Origin of the sequence: Variovorax glacialis (assembly GCF_051216375.1) — a bacterium.
Lineage (GTDB): Bacteria > Pseudomonadota > Gammaproteobacteria > Burkholderiales > Burkholderiaceae_C > Variovorax.
Genome location: NZ_JBPJZT010000017.1, coordinates 23,555 through 37,830, shown reverse-complemented (window position 1 = coordinate 37,830; position 14,276 = coordinate 23,555). Strand labels below are relative to the sequence as shown.

General features: G+C 67.6%; 19 protein-coding genes. 11 read left to right on the top strand and 8 right to left on the bottom strand.

What is annotated here, in order from left to right; translation table 11 throughout:
* The first annotated feature begins 5 nt into the window (after positions 1–5).
* From ACSFBL_RS29465 to nthB, 7 genes are all read left to right on the top strand, one after another.
* The gene (locus ACSFBL_RS29465) at positions 6–518 is read left to right on the top strand and encodes a CinA family protein (protein ID WP_435519363.1); all 513 of its coding nucleotides are present in this window, start codon (positions 6–8) and stop codon (positions 516–518) included.
* A 51-nt stretch (positions 519–569) separates the two neighbouring features.
* The gene (locus ACSFBL_RS29460; RefSeq protein WP_435519362.1) at positions 570–1,055 is read left to right on the top strand and encodes a nuclear transport factor 2 family protein; all 486 of its coding nucleotides are present in this window, start codon (positions 570–572) and stop codon (positions 1,053–1,055) included.
* A gap of 17 nt (positions 1,056–1,072) precedes the next feature.
* Positions 1,073–1,381: a GNAT family N-acetyltransferase gene (locus ACSFBL_RS29455; protein ID WP_435519361.1), complete on the top strand. Its 309-nt coding sequence runs from the start codon at positions 1,073–1,075 to the stop codon at positions 1,379–1,381.
* Between the two features lie 29 nt (positions 1,382–1,410).
* Positions 1,411–2,211 carry a class D beta-lactamase gene (blaOXA, locus tag ACSFBL_RS29450; RefSeq protein WP_435519360.1) on the top strand — a complete coding sequence of 267 codons (801 nt, stop codon included), beginning with the start codon at positions 1,411–1,413 and terminating at the stop codon, positions 2,209–2,211.
* 98 nt (positions 2,212–2,309) lie between these two features.
* The gene (locus ACSFBL_RS29445) at positions 2,310–3,077 is read left to right on the top strand and encodes a class II aldolase/adducin family protein (protein ID WP_435519359.1); all 768 of its coding nucleotides are present in this window, start codon (positions 2,310–2,312) and stop codon (positions 3,075–3,077) included.
* Positions 3,078–3,091: 14 nt separating this feature from the next.
* Positions 3,092–3,688 carry a nitrile hydratase subunit alpha gene (gene nthA, locus ACSFBL_RS29440; RefSeq protein WP_435519358.1) on the top strand — a complete coding sequence of 199 codons (597 nt, stop codon included), beginning with the start codon at positions 3,092–3,094 and terminating at the stop codon, positions 3,686–3,688.
* A gap of 15 nt (positions 3,689–3,703) precedes the next feature.
* The gene (nthB, locus tag ACSFBL_RS29435) at positions 3,704–4,321 is read left to right on the top strand and encodes a nitrile hydratase subunit beta (protein WP_435519357.1); all 618 of its coding nucleotides are present in this window, start codon (positions 3,704–3,706) and stop codon (positions 4,319–4,321) included.
* Here the strand turns inward: nthB and ACSFBL_RS29430 are convergent.
* The 3 genes from ACSFBL_RS29430 to ACSFBL_RS29420 all read right to left on the bottom strand — a co-directional run bounded on the left by ACSFBL_RS29430 (position 4,300) and on the right by ACSFBL_RS29420 (position 5,892).
* Positions 4,300–5,202 (bottom strand): zeta toxin family protein, encoded by a 903-nt coding sequence (locus ACSFBL_RS29430; RefSeq protein WP_435519356.1) that lies wholly within the window; start codon positions 5,200–5,202, stop codon positions 4,300–4,302. The two genes, nthB and ACSFBL_RS29430, sit on opposite strands and share 22 nt — an antisense overlap.
* Entirely contained in the window at positions 5,199–5,462 is a 264-nt protein-coding gene (locus tag ACSFBL_RS29425; protein WP_435519355.1) for a hypothetical protein, read from the bottom strand. Before ACSFBL_RS29425 ends, ACSFBL_RS29430 begins: the two co-directional genes overlap by 4 nt.
* Before the next feature lie 205 nt (positions 5,463–5,667).
* Entirely contained in the window at positions 5,668–5,892 is a 225-nt protein-coding gene (locus ACSFBL_RS29420) for a hypothetical protein (RefSeq protein ID WP_435519354.1), read from the bottom strand.
* A 141-nt stretch (positions 5,893–6,033) separates the two neighbouring features.
* Here ACSFBL_RS29420 and ACSFBL_RS29415 point away from each other — a divergent pair, with 141 nt between their 5' ends.
* Positions 6,034–6,546, top strand: a complete 513-nt coding sequence (locus tag ACSFBL_RS29415) for a hypothetical protein (protein WP_435519353.1) — start codon at positions 6,034–6,036, stop codon at positions 6,544–6,546.
* Positions 6,547–6,562: 16 nt separating this feature from the next.
* On the opposite strand, the gene ACSFBL_RS29410 is transcribed toward ACSFBL_RS29415, so the two are convergent.
* Positions 6,563–7,348 carry a UPF0149 family protein gene (locus tag ACSFBL_RS29410; protein ID WP_435519352.1) on the bottom strand — a complete coding sequence of 262 codons (786 nt, stop codon included), beginning with the start codon at positions 7,346–7,348 and terminating at the stop codon, positions 6,563–6,565.
* A gap of 64 nt (positions 7,349–7,412) precedes the next feature.
* Here ACSFBL_RS29410 and ACSFBL_RS29405 point away from each other — a divergent pair, with 64 nt between their 5' ends.
* Positions 7,413–9,068, top strand: coding sequence for an FMN-binding glutamate synthase family protein (locus ACSFBL_RS29405; protein ID WP_435519351.1), 1,656 nt, complete (start codon positions 7,413–7,415; stop codon positions 9,066–9,068).
* Entirely contained in the window at positions 9,065–9,973 is a 909-nt protein-coding gene (locus tag ACSFBL_RS29400; RefSeq protein ID WP_435519350.1) for a BUD32 family EKC/KEOPS complex subunit, read from the top strand. The genes ACSFBL_RS29405 and ACSFBL_RS29400 overlap by 4 nt, the downstream gene beginning before the upstream one ends.
* On the opposite strand, the gene ACSFBL_RS29395 is transcribed toward ACSFBL_RS29400, so the two are convergent.
* From ACSFBL_RS29395 to ACSFBL_RS29385, 3 genes are all read right to left on the bottom strand, one after another.
* On the bottom strand, positions 9,970–10,488 hold the full coding sequence (locus ACSFBL_RS29395; RefSeq protein WP_435519349.1) for a Dps family protein: 519 nt from the start codon (positions 10,486–10,488) through the stop codon (positions 9,970–9,972). The genes ACSFBL_RS29400 and ACSFBL_RS29395 overlap by 4 nt on opposite strands.
* Before the next feature lie 193 nt (positions 10,489–10,681).
* Positions 10,682–11,083, bottom strand: coding sequence for a putative toxin-antitoxin system toxin component, PIN family (locus tag ACSFBL_RS29390; RefSeq protein WP_435519348.1), 402 nt, complete (start codon positions 11,081–11,083; stop codon positions 10,682–10,684).
* Positions 11,084–11,104: 21 nt separating this feature from the next.
* On the bottom strand, positions 11,105–11,809 hold the full coding sequence (locus ACSFBL_RS29385; protein ID WP_435519347.1) for a glutathione S-transferase N-terminal domain-containing protein: 705 nt from the start codon (positions 11,807–11,809) through the stop codon (positions 11,105–11,107).
* A gap of 117 nt (positions 11,810–11,926) precedes the next feature.
* Between ACSFBL_RS29385 and ACSFBL_RS29380 the strand changes: the two genes are divergently transcribed.
* On the top strand, positions 11,927–12,958 hold the full coding sequence (locus ACSFBL_RS29380; RefSeq protein WP_435519346.1) for a methionine synthase: 1,032 nt from the start codon (positions 11,927–11,929) through the stop codon (positions 12,956–12,958).
* 16 nt (positions 12,959–12,974) lie between these two features.
* Here the strand turns inward: ACSFBL_RS29380 and ACSFBL_RS29375 are convergent, their stop codons facing one another.
* A complete protein-coding gene (locus ACSFBL_RS29375; protein ID WP_435519345.1) occupies positions 12,975–14,231 on the bottom strand; it encodes a THUMP domain-containing class I SAM-dependent RNA methyltransferase in 1,257 nt (418 codons plus the stop codon).
* Positions 14,232–14,276: the final 45 nt, after the last annotated feature.

Here is a 14,276-nt window from a genome sequence, read left to right as displayed (position 1 = left end):
ACACAATGAACGACGCTTCTTTCACTCCCGGTTCCGGGCACGACACCCCGGCGCTCGTGCTGCAGCTCGCCGAGGCGCTGCAGCGGAAGGGCCTGATGATGGCCACCGCCGAAAGCTGCACCGGCGGCCTGATCGCCGGGGCGTGCACCGATCTCTCGGGCTCCAGCAACTGGTTCGAGCGCGGCCTCGTCACCTATTCGAACGAGGCCAAGACGGAACTGCTCGGCGTCGACGCGGCCTTGATCGAAGCTTACGGCGCGGTCAGCGAGGAAGTCGCGCGCGCCATGGCGCAAGGGGCCGTCGCGCGCTCCAGGGCGCAGGTCGCAGTGGCCGTGACCGGCGTGGCGGGGCCCACCGGTGGCTCGCCCGAGAAGCCCGTCGGCACCGTGTGGTTCGGCTGGTCCGCGAACGGGCAGGTGCGCACCGAACGACGGCGCTTCGACGGCGATCGCGCGGCGGTGCGCGCGGCGACGGTGCACTACGCGCTCCAGACGCTGCTCGAACTGGTCAAGTCCTGAGACGCGACGCCGGGGCATGCTCGGCTACGATGCCGCATCGCGAAAGACCCCATGCGCAACGAACAGACCATCCGCCGCTTCTACGACGCCTTCGCCGCCCTCGATGCGGACACCATGGCCGCCTGCTACGCCCCGGATGCGCGCTTCGACGACGAGGCCTTCGCCTTGCGCGGCGCGCGCGAGATCGGCGGCATGTGGAAGATGCTTTGCACCGGCACGCGGGCCAAGGGCGCCGCGGTCTGGAAGCTGAGCTACCGCGATGTGCAGGCCGACGCCACGACCGGCCAAGCGCACTGGGACGCGCACTATCTCTTCAGCGCGACCGGGCGCATCGTCGACAACGCGATCGACTCGCGCTTCACCTTCACCCCCGAAGGGCTCATCGCCACGCAACGCGACCGCTTCGATTTCTGGCGCTGGTCGCGTCAGGCCCTGGGCACGCCGGGCCTGTTGCTGGGCTGGTCGCCGATGCTGAAGAAGAAGGTTCGCGCGACGGCCGCGGCAAACCTCGCGACCTTCCTGGCCCGAACAACCTGAACGCACACGGAAATCGAATGACCGACATCACGATCACCAACAAGCCCGAACAGCATCGCTATGAGGCCGCCATCGACGGGAAGCTCGCGGGCTACTGCGAGTACAACCTGCTGAGCGAAGCCGTCATGTTCACCCACACCGAAGTGATGCCCGAGTACGAGGGCAAGGGTGTCGGGTCCGCCATCGCGCGGCACGTGCTCGACGAGGCGCGCAGCCAGGGCAAGCACGTGATCCCGGTGTGCCAGTTCATCGCTGGCTGGATCCGCAAGCACAGGGACTACGCCGACCTGGTGCGGGCCGACGTGCAGAGGGCGTTCAAGATCTGAAGCGTCGCGAGGCATTTAGACTTTCTGCGATGAATCGCAGAAATCTCATGCTCTCCGCCCTCGCCGCAGGGCTTTCTCAAGTTGCGCTGGCCGAACCGCAGCGCCAGGACATGGCCGAGTGGTCACGGTTTTTCACCGCGGCCGACGCGCAAGGCAGCATCGTGGTGCTGGACGCCCGGGGCAAGTCCGAAACGGCCCACGTCTACGACACGGCGCGCGCCGGGCGACGCTATTCGCCGGCCTCCACCTTCAAGATTCCGCACAGCCTGTTCGCGCTCGATGCCGGCCTGCTGCGCGACGAATTCCAGGTGATTCCGTGGGATGGCGTGAAGCGTTCGCAACCCGCATGGAATGCGGACCAGAACCTGCGCTCCGCGATGCGGAACTCCACGGTATGGGTGTACGAGGGCTTCGCCAGGCAACTCGGCGATGCGCGCGAGACCGCCTACATGCGCAAGATCGGCTACGGCAATGCCGTCGCCACGGGCGATAAGCCATTCTGGGTCGAGGGCGACCTGGCCATTTCAGCCTTCGAGCAGATCGCCTTCCTGCAGCGGCTGTACCGCAACCAACTGCCCTTCAAGGTCGAGCACCAGCGGCTCGTGAAGGACGTGATGGTCAACGAAGCGGGCGCGGACTGGATCCTGCGCGCCAAGACGGGCTGGTCCGGAAAGATCGGCTGGTGGGTGGGCTGGGTCGAGTGGCCCACCGGCCCCGTCTTCTTCGCCCTGAACATCGACACGCCGAACAGGCTCGACGACCTTCCGAAGCGGCAGAGCATCACGCGCGAGGCCCTGCGCGCCATCAACGCGCTCCCCCCGACGCCGTAACCCGAAAGACCCGGCACGCGATCTTGCGCCCTGTCGCGCGCAGGTGCTAACGTTGCGAGCCACCATCCGGCGGTCGGCCGGAATCCAGGAGACCCATCGTGCAGATCGGCGTACAGAGCTTTGCCTCCCGGGTTCCCCCGACATTCGACAGCAAGGAAGCGGAGCGAACCCACCAACTGCAGCGCCTGGCCGGCGCCTGCCGCATCTTCGGCCGGCGCGGGTTTTCCGAGGGGCTGCTGGGCCACATCACGCTGCGTGACCCGGAGTTGCCGGACCACTTCTGGGTCAATCCGGTCGGTGTCGCGATGAACCAGGTCAAGGTCTCGGACCTGGTGCAGGTCCATGAAGGCAAGGTGGTGCGCGGCAACGCCATGGTCAATCCCGTCGGGCTGCTGTTGCACACCGCACTCCATCAGGCCCGCCCGGAGGTCAAGGCCGTCTGCCACGCGCATGCGTTGCATGCGTCGACCTGGTCGGCGTTCGAGCGGCTGCTCGACCCGATCACGCAGGATGCCTGCATCTTTTTCGAGAACCAGGCGCTGATCCGGGAACCGCGCGTGGTGCGCGAGCCCGAGGCAGCGGCCCGTTTCGCCGCGGCTTTCGGTGACAAGCGCGTCGCGATCCATGGCGGGCACGGCATCTTCACGACCGGCCAGAGCATCGACGAGGCCGCCTGGTGGTTCGTGCTGATGAACCGATGCTGCGAAGCGCAGCTCATCGCGGAGGCGGCGGGCAAACCGACGCTCTGGCAGACAGAGGATGCACGCTGGCTCGCGTCGGTGCTGGGCTCGCCCGGCTTCGGCTGGCTGTCGTTCCAGACGCTCTGGGACGACATCATCCTGAGCGACCCCGAGCTCGTGAACTGAGAGGAGCTTTCATCATGGCCCAAGACGAAACGGTCATCCAACGCACGGCGCCCATGGCGCAGAGGATCGATGCGATGCAGGCGGCGCTCGACGCGCGCGGCATGAAGGCCAGCGAGGCCGTCGACGAGCTGAGCCATCTCGCGCTGGAGGAATGGGTGCCGCAGAACGGCGCGCGTGTCGTCGCCAAGGCCTGGGTCGATCCGGCCTTCCGCGAACGCCTGCTCGCGAACGGCCGCGCCGCGGTTGCCGAACTCGGCATCCCGATGCCGAAGCATCACCGGCACCTGATCGTGCTGGAGAACACGTCCAAGGTCCAGAACGTCATCTGCTGCACGCTGTGCTCCTGCACGGCCTTCACGATCATCGGCCTGCCACCGGACTGGTACAAGGATCTGGAATACCGCGCGCGCGTGGTGCGCGAGTCGCGCACCGTGCTCAAGGAGATGGGGCTCGATCTTCCGCCGGACACCGAGATCCGTGTCTGGGACACGACCGCCGACACGCGCTACATGGTGCTGCCTACGCGCCCGCCCGGAACCGAAGGATGGTCCGAGGCGCAGTTGGCCGGCATCGTGACCCGCGACGCCCTGATCGGCGTCGCAAGGCTCTAGCAAAGGAGGCGACGCATGGACGGCATGCACGATCTGGGAGGCAGGCAAGGATTCGGGCGCGTGCACTACACGCTCGATGCCAAGGCGTTCCACGCCGATTGGGAGGTGCGCGCGAACTCGCTGTATGCGCATGCCGTGCGCCTCGGCATCTTCAACATGGACGAGTACCGCCATGCGATCGAACGCATGGAGCCGCGGCACTACCTCACGGCCAGCTACTACGAGCGATCGTTCACGAGCCTGGCGACGCTCTGCGTCGAGAAGGGCGTCGTGTCCCGGGAGGAACTGGATCAGCGCGCGGAAGGAAGCGTTCCGCTCGCGACGGCGAGTGCGCCCGGGCGAACCAACGTGCCGAGCCGCGAGCGCTTCAGCATCGGCGACCGCGTGCGGGTGCGGGACGACCACGTGCCGGGTCACGTGCGGATGCCGGGCTATATCCGCGGCAAGACGGGCGTCGTCGTGGGCGAGTCGCCGGCCTACCCTTTTCCCGACGCGCATGCCCACGGCGTGGAGGCGCAGGACGAGCCCACGTACGACGTGCGCTTCCGCACCGAAGACCTCTGGCCGAATTCCGCCGACTCGGCGCTGGTGCACGTCGGCGTGTTCCAGAGCTACCTGGAACGTGCCTTGTAGGAAGCCGGCCGCTTGCGCGGTGAACGCGTCGCCAGGGCTGGCGGCCCTTTCATCTTCACTTTCACCTTGACCTTGGTCTGCGCTTTCACCTTGGCCGCGGGCGGTGGGGCGCTCGGCCGAGCGGCCCGCTTCGACCTGAACGGCCCGACGACCTTTTCGAGCCACGGATCGCTCACCGCCCGCAGCTCCGGATCGACCTTGAACTGCGGATCGCGCGCATCGAACAGCACCGATCTCCGTTTCTGGGCACGCACCAGCGTGAAGGCGTTCTCTTCTTCCCGGCTGTTGTCGAACATCAGCGTCATGTCTGCCAATGGCGCTGCGTGGCCGACGGCTGCTTGCGTCCGGGGGAACCGGGAGACGAGCTTGGCGTGATCGACGTCGTGGCCGCCCTGCTGCTTGCGGGTGCTCACGCGCAGCACGGAGAAATCGGCCGAGGTCAGCCCCACGAACAGCAGCACGACGTAGTAGCCGGCCTTCTGCATGGCGCGGATGTCGTCGGCCTTGGATTCGTGGGTGCCATCCGGCAGCGCCTTCCAATGCGAGAAGACGGTCTCGAAGGCGAAGGGCATGCGCTGGTCCATGACCAGCCGCTTGAAGACGCGCACGCCTTCCTGCGAGAGGATCTGCCAGCGCTCGTCCTCGTCGCGCAGGTGCTGCGCCCACGCCGGGATACGGCCGGTCTCGGGGTCCGGATCGGGCAGGATCGACATCATCATGCGGTCGGCATTCACGAGCGGAATCCGCAGCGATCCGGCCAGGCGCGTGTACCACATGGTCGATTTGCCGGAGCCGTTGTGGCCGGCGAGGACGAAGGCGACGGGCCGCGGCCCCTGGGTCTGCCGGATGAGTGCTTCGAGGCTCGGAGGCCGGCGGCTCACGCTTTTTCGGCGCGGAACTTGCCGTCCACGAGCCGGCCGATCACGCGCGTGCCGTCGGCGGCCTCGCGCACGACCTTGGTCGGATCCTTCGAGTAGGCGGCGTAGGAGTAGATCTTCGCGGCGTTAGGGCCACGGAAGACGACCGAGCGGTCGATGCCGGGCTTGTTGAGTGCGCGCGCCGCCTTCTGCACCAGCACGGTGGTCTCGTCCTCGGGGCGCACGGGGGTCTTGACGGACTTGCCCACCTTCACCAGCGCCATGCCACGCCCCAGGGTCGCGACTGATCGACCCCGGACGAATTCACCGTCGGTGCCGTCGCGTTCTGCTGGACTTCTTGCTCTTGCCATGCGCTGATGATCGCTCAAATCGCTTCCGAACGGGCCGCGTCGATGAAGGCCCGGAGTTTGGGTGCCTGCTGAAGGATCTTGCGACGTGGGAAGCCGTCGCGACGGACACCCGGGGCGCCTAGTCGCACCGGTAGGTGACTTCTCCCGTCGGCTCGCCGGGCCCCTTGTGGTTCAGGTAGCGCATGGGGGCGCCGAAGTTTCGGCAGTAAGCCTCCGCGTCCTGCGCGGTGGGCGACTTGAAGACGCCGTCGCCGAGCCAGGTGACGCGCGGAGCGGTTCGCGACACACAGCCTGCGGCCAGCGCCGCGACGGTCAGGATCAACAGGGCGGTAGATCGATGCATGGGGAAACACAATCTTGCGAGCCGGGCGGCGGAGTCGCGACTCTACCCGCGCGGCAAGTCATCGCCCGACCGACTTCTGACACCCAGGGAGCCACTCGTCCGACAGCCGAGGCGACGGCCGGCACGCACAGTGAGACCATCATGCAAAAAGCCGTCGGCATCCCGGTAAAGACAGCAGCGGCCATCGCGCTCGCGTGCGCTGCCTTGCTGGCGGGCTGCGCGAGCGACCCATCGAACCTGCCGTTGGGCGTGGATCGCAACCAGGTCCTCCAGCAGCTCGGCTCGCCCACCGCCATCTACCGCACGCCCACCGGCGAGCGCTACCAGTACTCGCGCGGGCCGATGGGATTCCAGGTGAGCAACGTGGACATCGATGCGTCGGGCCATGTCTACTCGGTGCGGCAGGAACTCGACGAAGGCCTGTTCGGCAGCACGATCAAGCCGGGCGAATGGCGCGTGGAGGACGTGCTCTTCACCTATGGCCCGCCGTACCAGCAGACGCAAGTGACCTCGTTCAACGGCGGGGTCTGGTCCTGGCGGTACCTGCACATCAACAACCGCCGCTTTCTCTACATCTACATCGATCCGACCGGCCGGGTGGACCACTACAACGTCGGCGACGACCTGGAATTCGACCGCTGGCGGCGCTGGTGACCGACGGCCCGCGGCCTCAGCCGGCCCCGTGGCACTTCTTGTATTTCTTGCCTGAGCCGCAGGGGCAGGGGTCGTTGCGGCCCGGCGTCGCTTCCTTGCGGATCGTCTCGACGCGCGACCCCATGCTGCGCCAGAGCTGGCGCAGGTCGTAGACCGCCCAGATCGCGGCGCCGAAATCATCGACGCGCTCCTGGCTCACGCTGGGCGGGCCGTCCTCCGCGTACATCGACAGCACGGGCTTGCCCTTGTCGTCCTCGGTGAGCGTCACGATCGCGTCGAGGGCCTCGTCGAGCATCTGCGCGGCTTCCTTGTCGCGCGGCGCTGCCCAGTCCTCGGGCCAGTTCTCGACCGCGAACATGAAGCCCAGCGCCCAGACCTGCGCGAAGGACGGGATGGCCTCGCCCTCCATTTCGCTGCGCTCTTCCTCGGGCAGGGCGGCGATCGCGCCGCGGGTGTCGAGCACCTCGGGTTGCCAGGTGCGTTCGTCGTCCAGGGACTGCACGTCGGCGTCGAGGCCCGTCTCGATCTCGCGCCAGCGCCGCTTCCAGCGCCAGACGAATTCCATGTGCTGCGCCGGCACGAAGCCGTCGCCGAGCAGCACGGGCCAGTATTCGGCAGGGTCGATCGGACGGCGCGTGCAAACCAAGGCGGCCATGAAGCCTTCGCAGAATTCCCACTGCGGGGTCTCGTCGTCATGCTCGCGCATGGCGTCGAGCGCGTGGTCGAGGGCGTCGAAATCGTCGGGGCCGAGCGGTGTCTGATCGGGCTGGGTGGGGGTTGGGGTGTCGGCTGGGGTTGTCATGGCATTGCTGGGGCAGCCCTCTATGATGCAGCAAGGTTCCCGGAGACCCTTTATTTCTACCCTGATGAATCCGCCGTTTCCGGCGCGTTACACCGCGTTTGCGATGTGCGTCGCCGGCCTGGCCGCCAGCCTGGCGGCCGTTCTGCTCATGCCGCACCTCTGGACGGGATGGATCGCCCTCGTGGTCTTCGCGGTTCTCAGCGCGACCGGCGTGCACGACTTGCGGCAGACGCGCCACGCGATCCTGCGCAACTACCCGGTGATCGGCCACCTGCGCTTCCTGTTTGAATACATCCGCCCGGAGATGCGGCAGTACTTCATCGAGAGCGACTCCGAAGCCGCCCCGTTCTCACGCGCGCAGCGCTCGCTGGTGTACCAGCGCAGCAAGGGCGACCCTGACAACCGCCCCTTCGGCACGCAACTCGACGTCACGATTTCAGGCTACGAGTGGATCAACCACTCGATGCGGCCGACCAAACTGGCCGACCACGACTTCCGCATCGTCATCGGCGGCACGCCGAACCCGGCCTCGCCCGCCGGGGAGATTTGCACCCAGCCCTACAGCGCCAGCGTGTTCAACATCTCGGCGATGAGCTTCGGCGCGCTGTCGGCCAATGCCATCATGGCGCTCAACCAGGGCGCGAAGCTCGGCGGTTTTGCGCACGACACGGGCGAAGGCTCGATCTCGGTTCACCATCGCGTGCACGGCGGCGATCTGATCTGGGAGATCGGTTCGGGCTATTTCGGCTGCCGCAACGACGACGGCTGCTTCAGCGAGGAGCGCTTCATCGCCAACGCGCGCGACCCGCAGGTGAAGATGATCGAGGTCAAGCTGAGCCAGGGCGCGAAACCCGGCCATGGCGGCGTGCTGCCGGCACCGAAGGTCACGGTCGAAATTGCTGCCGCGCGCGGCGTGCCGGTGGGGGTGGACTGCATCTCGCCCTCGTCGCACAGCGCCTTCTCGACGCCGATCGAGATGATGCATTTCATCGCCCGCCTGCGGGTGCTGTCGGGCGGCAAGCCTTGCGGCTTCAAGTTCTGCCTCGGCCATCCGTGGGAGTGGTTCGCCATCGTCAAGGCGATGCAGGAAACCGGCCTCACGCCCGACTTCATCGTGGTCGACGGGGCCGAGGGCGGCACAGGCGCGGCGCCGGTCGAATTCAGCGACCACGTGGGCGCGCCGCTGCAGGAAGGCCTGCTCCTGGTGCACAACACGCTGGTCGGCGTCGGCCTGCGTGACCGCATCAAGATCGGCTGCGCCGGCAAGGTGATCACCGCCTTCGACCTGGCGCGGATGATGGCGCTGGGCGCCGACTGGTGCAACGCGGCACGCGGTTTCATGATGTCGCTGGGCTGCATCCAGGCGCAGAGCTGCCACACCGGCCACTGCCCGACCGGCGTCACGACGCAGGACCCGGTGCGCCAGCAGGCGCTGGTGGTGCCGACCAAGGCCGATCGCGTGCGCAACTTCCACCGCAGCACGCTGCATGCCTTGCAGGAACTGGTGCAGGCCGCCGGGCTCGACCATCCGCAGCAGATCACCGCGCACCACATCGTGCGCCGCATCTCGGACACCGAGGTCCGCCTGCTGAGCAACCTGGTGATGCAGGTGAAGCCCGGTGCGCTGCTCGGTCCGCTGGACGCGCAGCACAACGTGTTCCGCACCTACTGGCCGCTCGCCAGCGCGCAGAGCTTTCAGCCCCTGAACCTGTCCGTATGAATCCAGTGAGACGGGGCGGGTCCTCCACCCGCGTGCAAATGCGCAAGGGCCTGGCTTCCGCCCCTGCGCCCCTCGAGCCGGACGCTCCGCCGCCGCAGCCCGCGGACTATGCGGACTTCCTGCGCGTTACGCTGCCGCAGCAGACCCGGCCGGTCGCGAGCCACCGTTTCGGCAACGAGCGCGTGTGGCTCAAGAAGGCCGGGCCGCGGCACGGCAAGATGCGCTACCACCTGCTGGCGGCGATTGCCGGCACCTTGCGGCTCGACGTGCTGTCGCCGGTGCCCAACCCGGGCGGCGAGGCCGCGATCGAGATCGAGGCGCGCCGGCTGAAGGCGCTGGGCGATGCGGGTCTGCGCGTGCCCGCGGTGCTGGCGCAGCAGGTGGACGGCCTGCTGATTTCCGACCTCGGCGAGAGCGGCCGGCCGGCCGTGGTGCTGCAGGAGCGGCTCGACCAGGCCGCCGCAGCCGGGCCGGCAGCGCTGCTCGCGGTGTGGCATGACGGCCTCGACGCCATCGCCACCGTGCATGCGCGCGACGCCTACCTGAGCCAGGCCTTCGACCGCAACATGGTGCAGTGCCCGGACGGCACGATCGGCTACATCGATTTCGAGGACGACCCCGGCGAGACGCTGCCGCTGGCCGAATGCCAGGCGCGCGACTGGCTCAGCTACCTCCACTCCACGGCGATGCTGGTCGATGCCGCATCGCCGCACGCGGCCGCCGCGCACTGGCACGGCGTGCTGGCCGATGCGAGCGACGAGGTGCGCGAGCGACTCGCCGTGGCGGCCCGCCGCATGCGATGGCTGCGGCACCTGCCCTCGGGGCGGCGCTGGGGGCGCGACACGCAGCGGGTGCGTGCCGTCGCCAGCCTGCTGGCGCGCTGGTACGGCAGCGAGCCGCGCTAGGTCTGCCGGCCCGACTCGAACAGGAACCAGGTCCGCCGCTCGGACTCGTCGATCCACACCTCCAGCAGGCTGGCGGTGGCAACGTCGCCGTGTTCGTCGCACAGCGAATGGGTCTCGCGCATGAAGCCGGCGAGCCGCTGGTTGTCTTCGCGCAGTTCCGCCAGCATGTCCGCAGGCGTCACGAAGTCGGCATCGTTGTCCGACAGGCGCTGCAGGCGCGTGATGTGCCCTGTGGAGCGGAGCGTCGTGCCGCCGATCTTGCGCACGCGTTCGGCGATGGGGTCCATGGTCGCGTAGATCTGGTCGGCCTGGTCGTCGAGCAGCAGGTGGTAGTCGCGGAAGTACGGGCCGGACATGTGCCAGTGGAAGTTCTTGGTCTTGAGGTACAGCGCGAAGGTGTCGGCCAGCAACGCGTTCAGCTCGGCCGAGATGTCGCGGGTCGCGTCTTCGCCGAGGGGACTGGGCGTCTTCAGCGGCGCCATGCGGCGCTTCTTGGCGTTCTTCGTATCTGCCATTTCATGCACTCCTGGGTTGTGGAATTTGTAGCGCGAGGACGTGGTGTACCTCAGGTCGGCCCGGTCCGGTGTAAATCCTGTTCGAGCCCACCAGTGTCCGGGCGAGCGCACCGGAGGTAACCCGTCATGAGGTCAGGCCCGATGCCCCTCCTTCGGGTTAGACGGTGGAGCTACCGGCGACCGGTCCCGAACGCTATTCCCGCGAGACGGCGACGCCCAGCGCGGCAAGGCGCTTGCGCATCGAGAGGACGGCCCGGTCCTTGCTCAGCAGCCGCGCACGGTGCGCGACGGCGAGGTCGATGAAGATCTGGTCGTCGGGATCGCGGCAGACGCACGACGCACGCCCCGGCACGCGCTCGACCACCTGCGCCTTTGCGTCGAAGGCGGCGAGCACATCGCCGGCGCCTCGCCCCTTGGCCGCGAGTCTTTCGACGATCAGGGGATAGCCCAGCACGCGCGCGAGTTCGTCGCGCATGGCGCCCGTCGCGAGCCAGTCGAACTCGCCCGCCGCCAGCGCAGCCGCCAGCGGCGCGCGCCCGGGATCGTCGAACACCAGCAGGTCCAGGACGATGTTGGTGTCGATGACGACGCCCATGCCGGATGCTCTCGGGCCCCCTCAGCCCCGGGCCGGAATGTTCAGGCCTCTCACCACCGCAGGCCGCGCGACGAAGGCCGCGAGCACGCGGTTGACGTTCGGAAAGTCGTTGATGCCGACGAGATCGCCTGCTTCGTAGAAGCCGACCAGGTTGCGCACCCACGGGAAGGTCGCGATATCGGCGATGCCGAAATCGTCGCCCATGATCCAGGCACGGTCCTTCAGGCGCTGCTCCAGCACGTGGAGCAGGCGCCGCGATTCGGCGACGTAGCGATCGCGCGGGCGCTTGTCCTCGTAGGCCTTGCCGGCGAACTTGTTGAAGAAGCCGAGCTGGCCGAACATCGGCCCGATGCCGCCCATCTGGAACATCACCCACTGGAGCGTCTCGTAGCGGCCCGCCGTGTCCTTGGGCATGAGCTTGCCGGTCTTGCCCGCCAGATAGACCAGGATGGCGCCCGACTCGAACAGCGCCAGCGGCTTGCCGTCCGGACCGTTGGGATCGAGGATGGCCGGGATCTTGTTGTTGGGATTGATCGAGAGGAACTCCGGCGACATCTGGTCCTGCTTCTCGAAGCTGACGAGATGCGGCTCGTAGGGCAGGCCCGTCTCCTCCAGCATGATCGACACCTTGACGCCATTGGGCGTGGGCAGCGAATAGAGCTGCAGCCGGTCCGGATGCAGGGCGGGCCATTTCTTCGTGATCAGGAAAGCGGACAGGTCGGTCATGAGGTGATGCGTGGTCGGTTTGGAAGTGTTGGAATCCGGTGGGCGTGCATTCTGTCCCAGGTGGGCGGAGCTTGCTCGTTCGCGTACGCTACGCCCTGATTTTCCGGAGACCTCCACATGACCCGCCCCCTCTTCAGCTCGACCATCGCGGGCAGCCTGCCCAAGCCGGCGTGGCTGGCCGAAACAAACAAGCTCTGGCCGCAATGGAAATCGGAAGGCGCCGAACTGGCGCAGGCCAAGGCCGACGCCACGCTGCTGTGGATCAAGGCGCAGGAAGACGCCGGCCTCGACGTGATCGGCGACGGCGAACAGTCGCGCCAGCATTTCGTGCACGGATTCCTGGAGCAGGTCGAAGGCATCGACTTCGAGCACAAGGTGAAGATGGGCATCCGCAACAACCGCTACGACGCGATGGTGCCGCAGGTGGTGTCGGAACTGCGGCTCAAGGGCCGGGTGCACGCGACCGAGGCGCGCCTGCTGCGCGCCCACACCACGCGCCGGATCAAGTTCACGCTGCCTGGGCCGATGACCATCGTCGACACCGTGGCCGACCGCTTCTACGGCGACCGGGTGAAGATGGCCATGGCCTTCGCGGACCTGCTGAACCAGGAGGCTCATGCGCTGCGCGCCGACGGCGTGGACATCATCCAGTTCGACGAGCCCGCCTTCAATGTCTACATGAAGGACGCCGCCGACTGGGGCGTGCAGGCGCTGGAACGCGCCGCCCGAGGACTGACCTGCACCACGGCCGTCCACATCTGCTATGGCTACGGGATCAAGGCCAACGTCGACTGGAAGGCGACGCTCGGCGAGGAGTGGCGGCAGTACGAAGAGGTGTTCCCGGCGCTCGCGAAGAGCAGCATCGACCAGGTGAGCCTGGAGTGCTTCCACTCGCACGTGCCGCCGCACCTGATGAGCCTGCTCGACGGCAAGGACGTGATGGTCGGCGTGATCGACGTGGCGAGCGACATCATCGAGACGCCCGAGCAGATCGCGGACACCATTGGGCAGGCGCTGCAGTACGTGCCAAAGCTACGGCTGCTGTCATGCACCAATTGCGGGCTGGCGCCGATGGACCGGGAAGTGGCGCTGAAGAAGCTGCAGGCGCTGGCCGAAGGCGCCGCGCTGGCGCGCCAGCGCTACGGCTGAGCGGCCCGGCGAGGGGTCAGGGCCGGGCGCGTGCCGAGCCCGCCACCATGTCGAAGCGGAACAGCCGGCACTCGATCGGCCCGTTCCACATCGGCACGCGGCGCGATTCCTTCAGGCGCATGCGCTTGGGCAGTTGCAGGTCGGGCGTGAGCACCCAGGCGGTCCAGCCGGCGTAGTTCTTTTTCCAGTGGCTCGCGAGTTGCACGAAGAACTCGCCGCCGTCCTCGGTCTGCGCTTCCTCTCGTCCGCGTGCGGCGACAGGTGCGTCGTCGGCGCGTCGACCGCGCGCGACGCCGCCGACCTCGATGCGCTCGCCGTAGGGCGGATTGAGCACGATGACGCCGGACTCGACCGGCGGCATGCGCTGCAGCGCGTCGCCGCCGCGGAACTGCACGGCCTGCGCGACGCCGGCACGTTCGGCATTGCGCTCGGCGAAGTCGACCATGCGGTGCGAGACATCCGAGCCGAAGATCGCCGGTGCCTTCGCGCCTGCGTCGGACTTGGGCGTGGCTTCGGCCTTCAGCGTTTCCCAGACGTGCGGCTGAAACGGCAGCAGTTTCTCGAAGCCGAAGCGCCGCTGCGAGCCGGCCGCGATGCCGCCCGCGATCTGCGCGGCCTCGATGGCGATGGTGCCGCTGCCGCAGCAGGGGTCGTACAGCGGCTGGGCCGACACCTCGCCCGTTTCAGGGTTCCACCAGCCGCTCGCGGCCAGCATGGCGGCGGCGAGCGTTTCCTTCAGCGGCGCCTCGCCCTTGTCCTGTCGCCAGCCGCGCTTGAAGAGCGGCTCGCCGGAGGTGTCGATGTAGAGCGTGCAGAGGTCGGTGGTGAGGTGCGCGAACACGCGCGTGTCGGGCCACTGGGTCTCGATGCTGGGTCGCACGCCGCCCGCCTTGGCGCGAAAGCGGTCGGCGATCGCGTCCTTGATGCGCAGCGTCGCGAAGTTGAGGCTCTGCAGCGGACTGTGCTGTGCGGTGGTCTCGATCTTGAAAGTCTGCTTCGGCGTAAACCAGATCTCCCAGGCCACGCCGCTGGCGATGGCGTAGAGATCGTTCTCGCTGCGGTAGGGCGCCTGGGCCAGTTCGATCAGCACGCGCTGCGCCAGCCGGCTGTGGAGATTGAGCTTGAGCGCGTCGCGCCAGTCGGCGCGCACGCGTACGCCGCCGCGCAGGGTGAGCAGGTCCTGCCCCACGCGTCCGGTCAGCGCATGCACTTCCTGCGCCAGGAAATCCTCGACGCCGGCGGCGCAAGGGAGGAAAAGGGAGAGATCGTTCACCCTGCGATTGTCGCCGCGACCGTCTGTAGCTGCTCTATAGTGCGT